This window comes from Streptomyces olivochromogenes (assembly GCF_001514115.1).
Lineage (GTDB): Bacteria > Actinomycetota > Actinomycetes > Streptomycetales > Streptomycetaceae > Streptomyces > Streptomyces olivochromogenes.
On sequence record NZ_KQ948456.1, the window covers coordinates 17,284 to 33,430 of the forward strand.

The 16,147-nt window shown below is 70.1% G+C and carries 16 protein-coding genes; 11 read left to right on the plus strand and 5 right to left on the minus strand.

What is annotated here, in order from left to right; genetic code table 11:
- Nucleotides 1-86 precede the first annotated feature (86 nt).
- The 3 genes from AQJ27_RS17830 (at nucleotide 87) to AQJ27_RS17840 (ending at nucleotide 3,099) form a co-directional block, all read left to right on the plus strand.
- Entirely contained in the window at nucleotides 87-743 is a 657-nt protein-coding gene (locus AQJ27_RS17830) for a TetR family transcriptional regulator (protein ID WP_067369450.1), read from the plus strand.
- A 223-nt stretch (nucleotides 744-966) separates the two neighbouring features.
- Entirely contained in the window at nucleotides 967-2,184 is a 1,218-nt protein-coding gene (locus AQJ27_RS17835) for an alpha/beta hydrolase (protein WP_067369453.1), read from the plus strand.
- 66 nt (nucleotides 2,185-2,250) lie between these two features.
- Complete coding sequence (locus tag AQJ27_RS17840) at nucleotides 2,251-3,099, plus strand: DUF4429 domain-containing protein (protein WP_067370512.1); 849 nt, start codon at nucleotides 2,251-2,253, stop codon at nucleotides 3,097-3,099.
- A 21-nt stretch (nucleotides 3,100-3,120) separates the two neighbouring features.
- Here AQJ27_RS17840 and AQJ27_RS17845 read toward each other — a convergent pair whose 3' ends face one another.
- Both AQJ27_RS17845 and AQJ27_RS17850 read right to left on the minus strand, forming a co-directional pair.
- On the minus strand, nucleotides 3,121-4,137 hold the full coding sequence (locus tag AQJ27_RS17845; protein ID WP_067369457.1) for an aldo/keto reductase: 1,017 nt from the start codon (nucleotides 4,135-4,137) through the stop codon (nucleotides 3,121-3,123).
- Nucleotides 4,134-4,622, minus strand: a complete 489-nt coding sequence (locus AQJ27_RS17850; protein ID WP_067370515.1) for a MerR family transcriptional regulator — start codon at nucleotides 4,620-4,622, stop codon at nucleotides 4,134-4,136. The genes AQJ27_RS17845 and AQJ27_RS17850 overlap by 4 nt, the downstream gene beginning before the upstream one ends.
- A gap of 132 nt (nucleotides 4,623-4,754) precedes the next feature.
- Between AQJ27_RS17850 and AQJ27_RS17855 the strand changes: the two genes are divergently transcribed.
- Nucleotides 4,755-5,240 (plus strand): GNAT family N-acetyltransferase, encoded by a 486-nt coding sequence (locus tag AQJ27_RS17855; RefSeq protein ID WP_067370519.1) that lies wholly within the window; start codon nucleotides 4,755-4,757, stop codon nucleotides 5,238-5,240.
- 39 nt (nucleotides 5,241-5,279) lie between these two features.
- On the opposite strand, the gene AQJ27_RS17860 is transcribed toward AQJ27_RS17855, so the two are convergent.
- A complete protein-coding gene (locus tag AQJ27_RS17860) occupies nucleotides 5,280-7,253 on the minus strand; it encodes a zinc ribbon domain-containing protein (protein ID WP_067369460.1) in 1,974 nt (657 codons plus the stop codon).
- Nucleotides 7,254-7,403: 150 nt separating this feature from the next.
- Here AQJ27_RS17860 and AQJ27_RS17865 point away from each other — a divergent pair, with 150 nt between their 5' ends.
- Nucleotides 7,404-8,216 carry a serine hydrolase domain-containing protein gene (locus tag AQJ27_RS17865; protein ID WP_235613464.1) on the plus strand — a complete coding sequence of 271 codons (813 nt, stop codon included), beginning with the start codon at nucleotides 7,404-7,406 and terminating at the stop codon, nucleotides 8,214-8,216.
- A 272-nt stretch (nucleotides 8,217-8,488) separates the two neighbouring features.
- On the opposite strand, the gene AQJ27_RS17870 is transcribed toward AQJ27_RS17865, so the two are convergent.
- A complete protein-coding gene (locus AQJ27_RS17870; RefSeq protein ID WP_079065056.1) occupies nucleotides 8,489-9,148 on the minus strand; it encodes a pirin family protein in 660 nt (219 codons plus the stop codon).
- Between the two features lie 132 nt (nucleotides 9,149-9,280).
- On the opposite strand from AQJ27_RS17870, the gene fasR reads away from it, so the two are divergent.
- From fasR to fabF, 5 genes are all read left to right on the plus strand, one after another.
- Entirely contained in the window at nucleotides 9,281-10,486 is a 1,206-nt protein-coding gene (gene fasR / locus AQJ27_RS17875; protein WP_067369466.1) for a fatty acid biosynthesis transcriptional regulator FasR, read from the plus strand.
- Between the two features lie 89 nt (nucleotides 10,487-10,575).
- Nucleotides 10,576-11,502 (plus strand): ACP S-malonyltransferase, encoded by a 927-nt coding sequence (locus AQJ27_RS17880; protein WP_067369470.1) that lies wholly within the window; start codon nucleotides 10,576-10,578, stop codon nucleotides 11,500-11,502.
- A 14-nt stretch (nucleotides 11,503-11,516) separates the two neighbouring features.
- Nucleotides 11,517-12,548, plus strand: coding sequence for a ketoacyl-ACP synthase III (locus AQJ27_RS17885; protein WP_067369473.1), 1,032 nt, complete (start codon nucleotides 11,517-11,519; stop codon nucleotides 12,546-12,548).
- A 77-nt stretch (nucleotides 12,549-12,625) separates the two neighbouring features.
- The gene (locus AQJ27_RS17890) at nucleotides 12,626-12,874 is read left to right on the plus strand and encodes an acyl carrier protein (protein WP_028800941.1); all 249 of its coding nucleotides are present in this window, start codon (nucleotides 12,626-12,628) and stop codon (nucleotides 12,872-12,874) included.
- A gap of 106 nt (nucleotides 12,875-12,980) precedes the next feature.
- Nucleotides 12,981-14,252 carry a beta-ketoacyl-ACP synthase II gene (fabF, locus tag AQJ27_RS17895; RefSeq protein ID WP_054231011.1) on the plus strand — a complete coding sequence of 424 codons (1,272 nt, stop codon included), beginning with the start codon at nucleotides 12,981-12,983 and terminating at the stop codon, nucleotides 14,250-14,252.
- 175 nt (nucleotides 14,253-14,427) lie between these two features.
- On the opposite strand, the gene AQJ27_RS17900 is transcribed toward fabF, so the two are convergent.
- Nucleotides 14,428-14,922: a DUF3145 domain-containing protein gene (locus AQJ27_RS17900; protein WP_067369479.1), complete on the minus strand. Its 495-nt coding sequence runs from the start codon at nucleotides 14,920-14,922 to the stop codon at nucleotides 14,428-14,430.
- A 321-nt stretch (nucleotides 14,923-15,243) separates the two neighbouring features.
- Here AQJ27_RS17900 and AQJ27_RS17905 point away from each other — a divergent pair, with 321 nt between their 5' ends.
- Nucleotides 15,244-16,146 carry an SGNH/GDSL hydrolase family protein gene (locus tag AQJ27_RS17905; protein ID WP_067369483.1) on the plus strand — a complete coding sequence of 301 codons (903 nt, stop codon included), beginning with the start codon at nucleotides 15,244-15,246 and terminating at the stop codon, nucleotides 16,144-16,146.
- The last annotated feature ends 1 nt before the right edge of the window (nucleotide 16,147 follow it).

Here is a 16,147-nt window from a genome sequence, read left to right on the forward strand (position 1 = left end):
CAGTTGACAAACCAATTCACAAGTCGGTAACTGTCACGTCACCCACCAGTACGCTGAGCTGGGCTGAAAGAACAGAAGAGGACCTCATGGAGACGACAGCCGACGAGACGTCGCCCCGGGCAGGCCTGCGCGAGCGCAAGAAGCAGCGCACCCGGGAGGCACTGCTGCGGGCCGCCCTCGAACTGTTCACCACCCAGGGTTACGAGCGGACGACCGTCGACGAGATCGCGGAGGCCGTCGACGTGTCGCAGCGCACCTTCTTCCGGTACTTCGCGGGCAAGGAGGAGGTCGCCCTGTTCACCCAGGGGGTCGCGGAGGCGCGCTTCCTCGACGCCGTGCGCGAACGCCCGCCCCAGGAAGCCCCGTTGGAGGTGCTGCGCCGCGCCGTCCTGGAGGGCTGGGACACCATCGGCGAGGCGGTCGAGTCCGTCGTGCCGCTCGAACTGCACATGCGCGCCTACCAGTTGATCGAGTCGACGCCCGCCCTCCTCGCCGCCTATCTGCGCCGCTCGGCGGAACTGGAGGAGGAGATCGCGCGGGTCATCGCCGAGCGCGAGGGACTCGACGTGGACGCGGACCCGAGACCGCGCGTCGCGGTGGCCGTGTTCGGCGGAGTGATGCGCATCACGGGCCGCCTGTGGAGCGAGGGGGCCGACCACAGCATCCCGGCGATCCGCGAGTTGACCACCGCTTACCTCGACCAGGTGGGGCCCGCGTTGGCGGAGAAGTGGCGCACGGAGTGACGCGGTGACGTGTGGAGTGACGTACGCAACGGCGTGCGGAACGACGCGTGGAACGACGTGCAGAATGACGCGTAAAGCGACGTACGGAACGATCAACTCCGGGCACACAGCGTCACTATTTATCTGAAACTGAACCCGGTTTGCCCCAATTACCCTGCGAGAAACGTGATACCAGTCACTCGTTTAACGGGAGGCGCCAACCTTCTCCTAGGGTGTCCTCTCAGTGACTTCCTTCGACACATCCCCCCAACTGAACGTCTGGCGCGCACTGCTCGCGCTGGCCGTGGTGTTTGTGATGCTGGCCACCAGTGGCTGGACCGCACTCCAGGGCCATCGAGGAGCAACCCCTCTCCAGGCGTCCCGCTCCGCGTGGGAGCACGGCAGCGTCGCCGGACAGCGACTGCCTGACCCAGACACCACGCCGAGCCGCCTCGCCCGCTTCTTCGCGTCCCTCGACGTCCACGAGCGCACCCGTCTCGCCCACCGCTATCCGCTCGCGGTCGGCAACATGAACGGCGCGCCCGCGACCCTGCGCTACGAGGCCAACCGCGTCGCCATCGACCAGCAGCGCAAGGTCGAGAAGAAGCGCATGCACGACAACCGGCTCTCGTCCCTGGGCCAGCAGCAGGCCGGGCGCCGTATGCACCGCTACGAGGCGATGCTGCAGAAGGGGCGCGACTTCCTCGCCTTCGACCCCATGGGTTCGGGCCGGGTCGCCGAGGTCTTCGGAAACCTCGACCGGGCCGAACGGATCTCCATCGTGGTGCCGGGCGTCGACACCGATCTGCTCACGTTCCAGCGCACCAACAAGAAGTACTCGGCGCCGGTCGGCATGGCACAGGCCCTGTACGGGGCCGAGCAAGCCGCCGCCCCCCTGGCCCGTACGGCCGTGATCGCCTGGGCCGACTACACCACGCCCAGCGGACTCGGCATGGACGCCGCCACCGGCAGCCGCGCCGAGGAAGGCGCGATCCGGCTGAACGCGCTGCTGCGCGCCCTGCCCGGCCGTGCGCCCGTCGCGCTCTACTGCCACAGCTACGGCTCCGTGCTGTGCGGCCTCGCCGCCCGCGCCCTGCCCTCCCGGGTCTCCGACATAACAGTCGCCGGCAGCCCCGGCATGAGGGCCCAGAAGGCGTCCTCGCTGCACACCACCGCCCGGGTCTGGGCGATGCGGGACTCCGGCGACTGGATCCAGGACGTGCCCTACCTCGAATTCGGCGGACTCGGACACGGCGCCGACCCGATGTCGAAGGCGTTCGGGGCCCGAGTACTGTCCGCGCGGGGCGCGAACGGCCACGGAGGCTATTTCGAGCCGGGCACCGAGAGCCTGCGCAACTTCGCCGAGATCGGCATTGGCGCGTACGAGGCGGTGCGGTGCGCACACGAGGATGACGCGTGCCGACAGGGTTTGTCCGACGCCCCGGCGGCGGGACGCGCGTAGAGGACGAAATACTGCGGTTCGCCCAGGGAGGCGACGCAGACGTGCGAGCCGCTTACGATGGCCCGCATGGGTGACGTACTGGCCGGATTTCATGCCGCCTGGGAGTTCGAGTCCGACTCCGTGCTCATCCGCTTCGAACGGGGGATCCGTACGCCGAAGCTGTTCCAGGCGCTCGGCGAACGGCGAATCCCCCTGGAGGCGATAGCGGGGGTCACACTGACGCCGGGCAAGCGCGGAACGGTCGTCCTGCACGCCGTGCCGCGAGCGGGCGCGGATCCGCTGATGGAGGCGGCCGCGGGACAGCTGAAGGAAGGGGGCGACCCCTATCGGCTGGTGCTGCCCGCCGACCGGGAGACCCTCGCCGAGTACTACGCGGACGAGCTGCGCGCCGCGCTCACCGAGGACGCCGAACCGCCCGAGCGCTACCTCGTCGCGCCGCCCGAGGCGCCGCTCCACTTCAAGGCGTACGACGGGAAGGCCTCCTTCGACGGCAAGGCGGTGTCCTTCCGCTGGTTCTGGACGGGCGCGTCCTCCGCCAAGTGGAAGGCCGGCGACCAGAGTTTCCCGGTCACCGGCCTCAGCGGGGTCGAGTGGCGCTCCCCCGAGGTCTTCGAGGGCCATCTGCGGCTCCTGCGGCGCGAGCCCGCCACCGCACAGCCCGCCCAGGCGGACCAGGACCCGGCGGCGGTCGTCTTCGGCCTCGGTTACGGCCCCGTCCACGAGTCCCTCCCGTTCGCCGCCTCGGTCCTCGCGGCCGTACGGGCCTCGGGTCCCACCCCGGTGACCGCGGCTCCCCGCCGCGACCCGGCCGACATCGCCGACCGCATCCGCCACCTCGGCGAACTCCACCAGGCGGGCCTGGTCACGGACGAGGAGTTCACGACGAAGAAGGCGGAACTGCTGGCCGAGCTCTGATGTCGGCTGCGGGGCGCGGCTCTACTCCCGCCCCGCCGACGAGAACGACATGTCCGCGTACCGGTCCCCGGCCACCTTCGAGGCGATCGGCTCCAGCACCGCCAACTCGTCCTCCGTCAGGACAATCCGCGTGGCCGCGGTGTTCTCCTCGACACGCGTGCGCTTGCGCGTGCCCGGGATCGGCACCACCGGCAACCCGAGCAGCGCCGCCTGCTGCTGCACCCAGGCCAGCGCGATCTGTCCCGGCGACGCCCCGTGCGCTTCGGCGACCGCACGCACCGGCTCCAGCAGCGCGGCGTTGGCGGCCGCGTTGTCGCCGGTGAAACGCGGCATCGTACGGCGGAAGTCGTCCGAGGTCAGATCCTGGTCGGCGTTGACGAACGAACCGGTGAGGAAACCGCGCCCGAGCGGCGAGTACGGCACCAGCGCGACGCCCAGCTCACGGACCGCCGGCACCACGCCCGCCTCGATGTCCCGGCTGAACAGCGACCACTCCGACTGCACGGCCGCGATCGGGTGCACGGCGTGCGCGGCGCGCAGTTCCCCGCCGGTGACCTCGCTCAGCCCGAGGTGCTTGACCTTGCCCTCGCGCACCAGCTCGGCCATCGTGCCGACGGTCTCCTCGATGGGAATGTTCACGTCACGGCGGTGCATGTAGTAGAGGTCGATCACCTCGACGTCCAGCCGCCGCAGGCTCCCCTCGACGGCCTGGCGGATGTACGGCGTGTCGTTGCGGATGGTCCGCTTCGTCGGCTCGGCGGTATCACGGAAGATGCCGAACTTCGTGGCGAGGACGACTTCGTCGCGGTGCGCCTTGACGAAGGGCGAGATGAACTTCTCGTTCTCCCCCAGGCCGTACATGTCGGCCGTGTCGAAGAGCGTGACGCCGAGTTCCAGCGCCCGTTCCAGGGTGGCCCGGGCCTCGTCGGCGTCCGTGGGCCCGTACGCGAAACTCATGCCCATGCAGCCGAGGCCCTGTACGCCGACCTCGGGGCCGCCGGTGCCCAGTTCCACGTTCGCGATCCTGCTGTCCGTCATCGGGACCCCTCCGACGCCAGGGCACGCCCGGCGTCCGCATAGAAACTGATCTTGTGGTCAAGAACCGCCAGGGTGTCCTGGAGTTCGGCGATCCGCGCCTTGACGTCGCGACGGGTCGCCTCCAGGAGCTCGAAGCGCGCGATGTAGGTGTCGTCCCCCTCGCGCACCAGCTCCGCGTACCGGACCATGTCGGCGACCGGCATACCGGTCAGCCGGAGCTTGCCGACGAGGTCGAGCCAATTCAGGTCGCGGTTGCTGTAGCGGCGCTGGCCGGTGTGCGAGCGGTCGATGTGCGGCATCAGCCCGATCCGCTCGTACCAGCGCAGGGTGTGCGCGGTGAGGCCGGTGAAGGCGACGACCTCGCTGATCGTGTAGTTGTCCTGGCCGTCCGGGCGCCGGTGCCGGTGGGGCGGGGCGGCGCAGTCCCCGGTACGCGTACTGGTGCCGGTCTCGGCGGCCTCGGCCGTGGTCTCCATCACCGTCATGACCTCCACGCTAAAACCTTCGAGTGCACTCGAAGCAAGCGAATTCGGGTGAGAACCCGTCCGGCGCCGTCCGACGGACGCCCGCCGAAAATACGGAGACGTGCGCGGGGCACCCTGACTACCGTGCGGATCATGAGTCTTGTACGCCGCGCCGTGCCCGAGGACGCCGAGGAAGTACTGCGCCTGCGCCAGGTGATGATCGACTCGCTCTTCGCCTCCGCCGGCCCCTCGTCCACCGAGTGGCACGCCCAGTCCCTCCCCACCGTACGCGGCAGGCTCGCCGACCCCGACGGGGACTTCGTGGCCTTCGTCGTGGACCACCCGGACCGCCCCGACCGGCCCGGCGCTCTCGCGGCGCTCGTCGCGGGGACGATCGAGTACCGGATAGGGCGCGCGGGCAACCCGCACGGCGCGGTCGGGCACGTCTTCAGCGTCGCGACCGATCCGGACGCGCGGCGGCGGGGGTACGCGCGGGCGTGCATGGAGACGCTCCTCGACTGGTTCCGCGAACGGAACGTCCGCCAGGTCGACCTCAACGCGTCCGCCGCGGCCGAGCCGCTGTACGCCTCGCTCGGATTCGTCCGCAAGCCCGACCCGTCGATGCGGCTACAGCTGTGAGCCGCTTAGGCTCGAAGACATGCCTACGAGCGTCTCTGATCAGCTAAGCGATCCCGTGGCAGACGTGGTGTCTGGCGGGGGATCTGCCCACCGTGGAGGGGTGGCGTGAGCATGCAGGTGGAACCCCGCGCCCAGTGCCGCTCCTCGTGGTCGGTGACCGGTGGTGGGTGTGCTGATCGTCGTCACGCCCTGGTGCCGGTGGGCTGCGCGGGGCAGCCGGTGCCGGCCCGTGTGAGCGTGTCCCTCCGGACGCTTGCCCGCCAGGCCCGAGAGCCTGGTGGGGGAGGGTGCCCTGCGTCGCCTGGGCGCGGGGCGTGTGGTGTGCCCCCGGGTGAGTCCGGTCTTGGACCGGTCCTTCCGGCTGGTCTTCAGAGCGGCCGGTGTGATGACCGCCTTGGCTTCGAGTGTGTCGGTCACCGAGCGGATGATCATGGCACCGCTGGTGCGGTCGATCACGGTCTTGGTCTGGTGGGTGAGGCCGCGTGCGGCGATACGCCGCCACGCCCCCATGTCGCGGTCGCCCTGCCAGCCGCAGGAGCGGCAGATGGCCCATTTCCAGCCCGGTGTGGTGGCCCGGTCGGGGGCTTTGCGGTGCAGCAGCGGAGCGAGGCACTGAGGGCAGTGCTTGGAGGTGTGCCGGGCCGGAACCGTGACCACCGCGATGCCCACTTCGGCAGCGAGGTGGCGTATCCGGTCGGCGATCTGCCCGCGCACCGCCTGGGACATGCGGGTGTTGTGGGTGCGGCCCATGCCGCGTGCTTCCATCGACCGCAAGTCTTCGAGGTAGATGACGGTGGCCTCGGCAGCGACGGCCTGATCCACCGCCCACCGTGCGGCGGCCCACGCCAGAGCGTCGTTATGGTTCGATCGCCGTGCAGACACGGCACGGATATCTCCGGCCAGGACCGCGTGCTTGCCGTTCAGGGTCTGCCGTCCGTCTTTGCCGATGAGTCGTTGGTAGCGCTCGGCTTTCGCATGCAGCAGTTCGCTGTGGCGGCGGAGGCGGTGCTGCTTGGCGAGGACACCGGCCGCCCGGAACATGCCCCCGGCTGCGAGAGCGGTGATCCGGCCGTCATCGTGGAGACGGGCGGCCCCGGCACTGAGCAGGGTGTTCAGGCCCCAGTCCACGCCAAGCGCGATCGTGTGTCCAGTGCGGGCGGCCCTGGGAACAGCGTGCGTGTAGGCGAGGTCGGCGCGTACCGGGCCGCCGGTCGCGCGCAGGGTGGGCAGGTGCAGCACGGCACCGGCCGGAATCGTCGGCGGAAGCGAGATCGAGCAGGCAACCCAGGTCCAGTCCTTGTACGACCGCGGATCGGGCCGGGCGGGCAGTTGCAGCCGCAGCAGTGCCCTGCTCGGAACGGTCTCGTGGCGTTCGATGGTGGCCTGCTGTCCGTCGCAGGCGGACAACAGCAGCATCCTGGCGATCCGGGGCGAGGCTTCCAGCTCGAACACATCGGTCGGCAGTCGGCCGTACTGACGCCTGAAGGCGGCGATCTGCCGGGTACGGCCCTTGATGACACTGGACGGCACGTACCGCCCGCCGGGAACCGCCTCGCGTACCACGTCCCATTCCTCAGACGTACGGTTCACGGGATCGACGGGCCAGGTTGCCAGCACTCCGGCGGTGAGGTCGGCACCCCACTTCGCCGAGCGCAGGGTGCGCCCGGCCTGCTCCTGCGCCATGCGGACGATGCGGTCATTGACGCGGATGCCCTCGGACGGGCTGACGGTCCATCCGAGTCGGCGCAGGGCCATCCACGCGTTCGACGGCAGCTTCCGGCCGCCCGCGTCCTCACCGGATGCCAATACGTCCACGTCTACGGTGTTCCAGCGGGCGGCCAGCAGCGAGGCGGCCATGCCGGACACCAGGTCGGCAGCCCAGCCGACACGCTCTGCCAGCACAGCGGCGGACAGGAGCTCACCGGTCCCCTCCTCCACGCCCCTGCGCAGCAGGCCCCGGGCACAGGCAGTGCGGGAGGTCTCGCCCACGGCAAGCGGCAGCTTCCGACTCACCGATACCCCCTCCCCGTCCGTGATGCTGTCATCCGATCAACGACAGTCCCGGGAAAGGGTCACGCATTCGACCCGCACACACACACGCGAAACCGCCACATGGCATGACGCCGACAGATGACGAATGACTACGGATACCTAAGGAAACACGTGAACCTGACGTTGATCGACAGCTGGCCCGTTCCCACGGCCGCGGCGGCCGTCGTCCGTGCAGACGGGGCGGTACTCGGGAGCCATGGGCCGGTCACCCACCGCTTCCCCTTGGCCTCGGTCACCAAGCCTCTTGCCGCGTACGCCGCGCTCGTCGCGTACGAGGAGGGGGCGATCGAGCTCGACGAGCCTGCCGGGCCGGCCGGGTCGACGGTTCGTCATCTTCTCGCGCACACCTCCGGGCTCGCGTTCGACGAGCACCGGGTGACGGCCGCGCCCGGGGAACGGCGGTTGTACTCCAACGCCGGGTTCGAGGTGCTCGGGGACCATGTCGCCAAGGCGACCGACATCCCCTTCGGGGAGTATCTGCGGCAGGCGGTGCTGGAGCCGCTGGGGATGACGAGGACGTCGCTGGACGGCTCGCCCGCGAGGGACGGGGTGTCGACGGTGGCGGACCTGGTGCGTTTCGTGGCCGAGGTGCAGGCGCCGCGGCTGCTCGACCCGCGTACGGTCCTGGAGGCCATGACCGTCCAGTACCCCGGTACGAAGGGTGTGCTGCCCGGGTACGGTCACCAGAACCCCAACGACTGGGGGCTCGGCTTCGAGATCCGCGACTCCAAGTCCCCCCACTGGACGGGGGTTTCCTCCTCGCCCCGGACCTTCGGTCACTTCGGGCAGTCCGGTACGTTCCTGTGGATCGACCCGGTGGCGGGCGCGGCGTGCGTCGCCCTCACGGACCGCGCGTTCGGCCCCTGGGCAGCGGAAGCGTGGACCCCGTTCACGGACACTGTGCTGACGGCCCTACGAGCCTGATCCCACCGTTTTCCTCGCCCCCGCCGCCCCTACCCGTCCCACCCTTGGGAGCTCCGCCCCCAAACCCCCGCCCGGCCTGAACGGCCTCGTCCTCAAACGCCGGACAGGCTGAAAGCCTTTAGGGGCGCGGGGAACTGCGCGACCAGCCCCCACCGGCCCGCAGCCAAACGAATCGGACGAGCGGGGGATCCGGGGCGCAGCCCCGGCCTTAGGGGCGCGGGGAACTGCGCGAACGGCCCCCACCGGCCCGCAGCCGAAGAACCGCCCGGGGGTCAGATCGTGGGGGTCATCTCCCACAGGAGTAGTTCCGCGGGGGCTCCCGCTACCGCTTCCAGGTCCTTGGAGTCGGTGATGCGGGCCGCGTCGCCGGGGCCCAACTCATCGCCGTTCAGGAGTACTTCGCCGCGGACGACATGGACGTACACGAATCCGCCGTCCGGCACCGCCGTCCGCTCCCCCGCCGCCAGCCTCCGCACATGAAGCATCGCCCCGGCCTCGGGGACGGCGTACGGCGTGGAGTCGGCGATGCCGTGGACGACCTCGTAGGACGGTTCGCCGCCGGGTGACAGCGGCGCCAGCCACATCTGGACGAAGACGAGGGGGACCGAGCCGTCGTTGCGTTCCACGTGACGGACGCCGCCCGCGGAGCTGAGGCGCTGGACGTCCCCGGGGCGGACCACCGACTCGTGGCCCGCCGAGTCGCGGTGGGTCAGCTCCCCCTCCACCACCCACGTGACGATCTCGGTGTGGCTGTGCGGGTGCTCGTCGAAGCCGGCGCCGGGCGCGAGCCACTCCTCGTTGCAGGCGATCACCGCACCGAAGCGGAGGTTGTCGGGGTCGTAGTGCGGTCCGAAGGAGAAGGCGTGGAAGGAGGTGATCCCGGCGTCCGGGTCACCTCCGTGGTAGCGCTCGTCCGCGCGCCGTACGTCCATCAGATCCGCTCGTTCCGCCGTCGTCGCCGTACGTCCGTCACAACGGACACCGTAGACCCGCCCCAGGCCCTCCCCCCGCCTACTTGCGACCCGCCGCCGCACGCCTGCGTCCTGATAAGGCAGTCTTGTCCCGTGCCCGAACCCGAATCCAGCAACACCGAGCGCCCAGCGCACGACATCCACGCACACTCCGCGACCCTGAAGCGGCTGGAGAAGTCCTCCGGCAGTCTCGCCGCCCAGGCCATCGCGCGGATGGACGAGACGCTGCCGTGGTACCGGGCCATGCCACCGGAGAACCGTTCCTGGATCGGGCTCGTCGCTCAGGCCGGTATCGCGGCCTTCACCGAGTGGTTCCGGCACCCGAACGCCCCGCAGGCCATCTCCACGGATGTGTTCGGGACCGCGCCACGCGAGCTGACCAGGGCGATCACCCTGCGGCAGACCGTGGAGATGGTGCGGACGACCATCGAGGTCATGGAGAGCGCGATCGACGAGGTCGCCGCCCCGGGAGACGAGTCCGTACTGCGCGAGGCGCTGCTCGTGTACGCCCGGGAGATCGCCTTCGCCACCGCCCAGGTGTACGCGCAGGCCGCCGAGGCCCGGGGCGCCTGGGACGCCCGCCTCGAATCGCTCGTCGTGAACGCCGTGCTCTCCGGCGAGGCCGACGAGGGTGCCGTCAGCCGGGCCGCCGCCCTCGGGTGGAACTCGCCCGAACATGTCTGCGTGGTGCTGGGTACGGCGCCCGACGGTGACAGCGAGCTGACGGTCGAGGCGATCCGGCGGGCGGCCCGGCACGCCAAGCTGCAGGTGCTCACCGGTGTGCTCGGGGACCGGCTCGTGGTCATCGCGGGGGGTAACAACAATCCCCTCGGGGTCGCGAAGTCGTTGATCGGGCCGTACGCCGCCGGGCCCGTCGTCGCGGGGCCGATCGTGCCCGATCTGCTCGCCGCGACCCGCTCCGCGCAGGCCGCCGCCGCCGGGCTGAAGGCGTGTTTCGCCTGGCAGGACGCCCCGCGCCCGGTTCTGGCGGACGATCTGCTGCCGGAGCGCGCGATCGCCTCGGACCCCTCGGCCCGCGAGCAACTGGTGGAGGAGATCTACAGACCGCTTGAAGAAGCCGGCTCCGCGCTGCTGGAAACGCTCAGTGTCTATCTGGAACAGGCGAGCAGCCTCGAAGGCGCGGCCCGGATGCTCTTCGTTCACCCCAACACCGTGCGCTACCGGCTCCGACGTGTGACTGACGTCACCGGTTGGTCGCCTTCGGATGTACGATCCGCCTTCACACTACGGATCGCGCTGATCCTGGGGCGTCTGGCCGATGGGGATCCTCAAACCTAGGCTTTTGTCGGGGCTCTACAATTCCCCTTCGTGTTCTTCGTCCCTGTCCCCACGGGCGGCCGTGGCCGTCCACAAGAGAGAGTGTGAGAGTGCTCGTACTCGTCGCTCCCGGCCAGGGCGCTCAGACGCCTGGCTTCCTGACCCCTTGGCTCGATCTCCCCGGTGCCGCCGACCGCCTCGCCGCGTGGTCGGACGCCATCGGGCTCGACCTTGCCCGCTACGGCACCCAGGCAGACGCGGACGAGATCCGGGACACGGCTGTCGCGCAGCCGCTCCTGGTCGCCGCCGGTCTCCTCTCCGCCGCCGCGCTCGGTGACGTCGCCGAGCTCGGCCCCGGTGCCGTCGCGGGTCACAGTGTCGGTGAGATCACCGCCGCCGCGTTCGCGGGCGTGCTCGACGCCACGACCGCGCTGAAGCTCGTGCGCACCCGGGGTCTGGCGATGGCCGAGGCCGCCGCGATCACCGAGACCGGTATGTCGGCGCTGCTCGGCGGAGACCCCGAGACCACGGTCCCGCACCTGGAGAAGCTCGGCCTGACCCCGGCGAACGTGAACGGCGGGGGCCAGATCGTGGCCGCCGGGACGCTGGAGCAGCTGGCCGCCCTGGAGGCGGACAAGCCCGAGGGCGTCCGCCGCGTGGTGGCCCTGAAGGTCGCCGGCGCGTTCCACACGCACCACATGGCACCCGCGGTCGAGACGCTGGCACGAGCCGCCGAGGGCCTGAGCCCCGTGGACCCGAAGATCGCGTACGTCTCGAACAAGGACGGCAAGGCCGTCACGACCGGCGCCGAGGTCGTGCAGCGACTGGTCGGCCAGGTCGCGAACCCGGTCCGCTGGGACCTGTGCATGGAGACCTTCCAGGAACTCGGCGCGACCGCGCTGATCGAGGTCTGCCCGGGCGGCACCCTGACCGGGCTCGCCAAGCGCGCGCTGCCGGGTGTGAAGACCCTGGCGCTGAAGACCCCCGACGACCTCGACGCGGCTCGCGCGCTCATCGCCGAGCACGCCTCCGCCTAAGGAGCCGACAGAGCATGTCGAAGATCAGGCCCAGCAAGGGCGCCCCGTACGCGCGGATCCTGGGTGTGGGCGGCTACCGTCCCGTCCGGGTCGTGCCGAACGAGGTGATCCTCGAGACGATCGACTCCTCCGACGAATGGATCCGCTCGCGCTCCGGCATCGAGACCCGGCACTGGGCCTCCGACGAGGAGACCGTCGCCGCGATGTCGATCGAGGCGTCCGGCAAGGCCATCGCCGACGCCGGGATCAACGCCGACCAGATCAGCGCCGTGGTCGTCTCGACCGTCTCGCACTTCAGCCAGACTCCGGCCGTCGCGACGGAGATCGCCGACAAGCTCGGCACGCAGAAGGCCGCCGCCTTCGACATCTCGGCCGGCTGCGCGGGCTTCGGCTACGGCCTCACGCTCGCCAAGGGCATGATCGTCGAGGGTTCGGCGGAGTACGTCCTCGTCATCGGCGTGGAGCGGCTGTCCGACCTGACCGACCTGGAGGACCGTGCGACGGCCTTCCTGTTCGGTGACGGCGCGGGCGCGGTCGTCGTGGGCCCCTCCGAGGAGCCGCACATCGGCCCGACCGTGTGGGGCAGCGAGGGCGACAAGGCCGGCACGATCAAGCAGACCGTGCCGTGGGACCGTTTCCGCATCGGCGACGTGTCGGAGCTTCCGCTCGACTCCAAGGGCGAGATCAAGTTCCCTGCAATCACGCAGGAGGGCCAGGCGGTGTTCCGCTGGGCCGTGTTCGAGATGGCGAAGGTCGCCCAGCAGGCGCTGGACGCGGCCGGAATCACCGCGGACGACCTGGACGTCTTCATTCCCCACCAGGCCAACGAGCGGATCATCGACTCGATGGTGAAGACGTTGAAACTGCCGCAGCACGTCACGGTCGCGCGTGACGTACGCACCACCGGCAACACCTCGGCCGCCTCGATCCCGCTCGCGATGGAGCGGCTTCTGGCGACCGGCGAGGCGAAGAGCGGCGACACCGCGCTCGTCATCGGCTTCGGGGCGGGTCTCGTGTACGCCGCGACGGTCGTTACCCTCCCCTAGGCACTCCGTGCCGGATCATCCGGTCCGTACGGAATACCGCCAACCCTCTCTGGATACACACCGAAGGAGCGCCTGACATGGCCGCCACTCAGGAAGAGATCGTCGAAGGTCTCGCCGAGATCGTGAACGAGATCGCCGGGATCCCCACCGAGGACGTCCAGCTGGACAAGTCCTTCACCGACGACCTGGACGTCGACTCGCTGTCCATGGTCGAGGTCGTCGTCGCCGCCGAAGAGCGCTTCGACGTCAAGATCCCGGACGACGACGTCAAGAACCTCAAGACCGTCGGCGACGCGACCGACTACATCCTCAAGCACCAGGCCTGATCCAGCGATCGGGCCCGGTTCGCCAGGCCCGGTCCACCGATCAGTCCGTTGCCCCGCCACCCGGCGGTGGCGCCGCTGAATCCTCGTATTTGGAGAAAGAATTCCCGTGAGCTCGACCAATCGCACCGTGGTCGTCACCGGTATCGGCGCAACCACACCGCTGGGTGGCGACGCAGCCTCTACCTGGGAGGGCCTCGTCGCCGGCAAGTCCGGTGTCCGCGCCCTGGAGCAGGACTGGGCCGCCGACCAGGCGGTCCGTATCGCGGCGCAGATCGCCGTGGAGCCGGGCGAGGTCATCCCCCGCCCGCAGGCCCGCCGTCTCGACCGTTCGGCGCAGTTCGCCCTGATCGCCGCCAAGGAAGCCTGGGCCGACGCCGGTTTCACCGACAAGGCAGGCGACGACGCCTCCGTCGACCCGGACCGGCTCGGCACCGTCATCGCCTCCGGCATCGGTGGCGTGACGACGCTGCTCGACCAGTACGACGTGCTCAAGGAGAAGGGCGTCCGCCGCGTCTCCCCGCACACCGTTCCCATGCTCATGCCGAACGGCCCGTCCGCCAACGTGGGCCTGCTCGTCGGCGCCCGCGCCGGTGTGCACACCCCCGTCTCCGCCTGCGCCTCGGGCGCCGAGGCCATCGGCTACGCCATCGAGATGATCCGCACCGGGCGCGCCGACGTCGTCGTCGCCGGTGGTACGGAGGCGGCGATCCACCCGCTGCCCATCGCCGCGTTCGGCAACATGATGGCGATGTCCAAGAACAACGACGACCCGCAGGGCGCCTCGCGCCCCTACGACGTCGCCCGTGACGGCTTCGTCCTCGGTGAGGGCGCCGGCGTCCTCGTCCTGGAGTCCGCCGAGCACGCCGCCAAGCGCGGGGCCCGGGTGTACGCGGAGGCGGTCGGCCAGGGCATCTCCGCCGACGGCCACGACATCGTGCAGCCGGAGCCGGAGGGGCGTGGCATCTCCCACGCCCTGCAGAACCTGCTCGACAACACCGACCTGGACCCGGCCGAGATCGTGCACGTGAACGCGCACGCGACCTCGACGCCCGCCGGTGACGTGGCGGAACTGAAGGCGCTGCGCAAGGTCTTCGGCGACGACGCCGACCACATGGCGGTCTCCGCGACCAAGTCGATGACCGGTCATCTCCTCGGTGGCGCGGGGGGTGTGGAGTCGGTGGCGTCGGTGCTGGCGCTGTACAACCGGATCGCTCCGCCGACCATCAACGTCGAGAACCTCGACCCCGAGGCCGAGGCGAACGCCGACATCGTGCGCGGGGAGGCTCGCAAGCTGCCTGTCGAGGGCCGCATCGCCGCCCTGAACGACTCGTTCGGGTTCGGTGGGCACAACGTGGTGCTGGCGTTCCGTACGATCTGAATTCGGCCGTAGGTGTACTGAACCGACGTGTGGCCCGGACTCCCTCTCGGAGTCCGGGCCACATCTGTTTGTCGGTCGGGGGCGGGGCGGTGGGGGCTGGGCGCGCCCACGCGGCGGAGCCGCATATGTCACAGCCCCGCGCCCCTAAAAGCTTCCCCGCACGCCCGTTGTCAGGTCAGACCACCTGGTGGAGCCAGCGGACCGGGGCGCCCTCTCCCGCGTAGCGGAAGGGTTCCAGTTCGTCGTCCCAGGGCTTGCCCAGGAGTTTGGCGAGGTCGGACTCCAGGTCGCTCTCGCCGCGCTGGGAGCGCAGGAGGGCGGCGCGCAGACGGTCCTCGGGGATCAGGATGTCGCCGTGGATTCCGGTGACGGCGTGGAAGATGCCCAGTTCGGGGGTGCAGCTGTAGCGCTCGCCCTCGGCCGTGGGGCAGGGCTCGGCGGTGACCTCGAAGCGCAGCATCTGCCAGCCGCGCAGCGCGGAGGCCAGCTTGGAGGCGGTGCCCACCTCGCCCTTCCAGGAGAACTCGGATCTCCAGGTGCCCGGCGCGGCGGGCTGCCGGATCCAGTCGAGGTTGACGCGGGTACCGAGCACGCCCGCGACCGCCCACTCGACGTGCGGGCACAGCGCGCGGGGCGCGGAGTGCACGTAGAGAACTCCACGTGTCGTCACTGGGGCCTCCGGACAGAGCGAGACATCTTGTAACTTAGCGGAAAGGCAGTGGCAGGGCGGCCACGTGGCGAGGCTACCGTGCGGCGGCGCAAGGAGTGTGACGTACCGTCGGTCCCAGCGCCCAGAAACATTGAGGTTTCACCCAAGGGGACGCGGTGCGACCGGTCGCGTACTGCGGGGTGTCGGCCAACCGTGTCGCATCGGTGCGGAGCAATGGTGCTGAGCAATGGTGCGGAGCGATGGTGCGGAGCGATGGTGCTGAGCGATGGTGCTGAGCGATGGTGCTGAGTAATCGTGCTTGACGAACGAGGGGACCAGGGGATGCGTCACAGGAGTCATCGATCTCGGGCCGCCCTCGCCATCGCGTCGGCGGCTCTCCTGGGCGTCTCCGTCGCCGGCTGCGACGCCGTCGGTGACAACTCCCCGGCGCCCCGGGGCACGACGGCCAAGGCGCTCCCGAAGCCGACCCCCACCTGGGACCGCAGCCCGACGTCGATGGCGGCGGTCGGGGACTCGATCACCCGCGGCTTCGACGCGTGCACCGTGCTGTCCGACTGCCCGGAGGTGTCCTGGGCGACCGGCAGCGACACGAAGGTCAAGAGCCTCGCCGTACGGCTGCTCGGGCAGGCCGGGGCCGCCGAGCGCAGCTGGAACTACGCGGTGACCGGTGCCAGGATGGCGGATCTCCCCGACCAGATGGCACAGGCCGTCACGAACAAGCCGGAGCTGGTGACCGTGATGGCGGGCGCGAACGACGCCTGCCGCTCGTCGGTGTCGGCCATGACCCCCGTCGCCGAGTTCCGCTCCGAGTTCCAGGACGCCATGGACACGCTGCGCGAGGCGCTGCCCAAGACCCAGGTGTACGTGTCGAGCGTGCCGGATCTGAAGCGGCTCTGGTCCGAGGGACGGGACAACGCGCTGGGCAAGCAGATCTGGAAGCTGGGTATCTGCCCCTCGATGCTCGGCGACGCGGACTCCCTGACCACGGCGGCGATGCGGCGGCGCACGACGGTGCAGGACCGGGTGGAGGCGTACAACCAGGTCCTGAAAGAGGTGTGCGCCAAGGACCAGCACTGCCGCTTCGACGGGGGCGCGGTCTTCGACTACCGCTTCGGCACGGACCAGCTGAGCCACTGGGACTGGTTCCACCCGAGCAGGGACGGACAGGCGCGGCTCGCGGAGATGGCCTATCGGGTGGTGACGGCGACGAAGCCGGTCAGCTAGG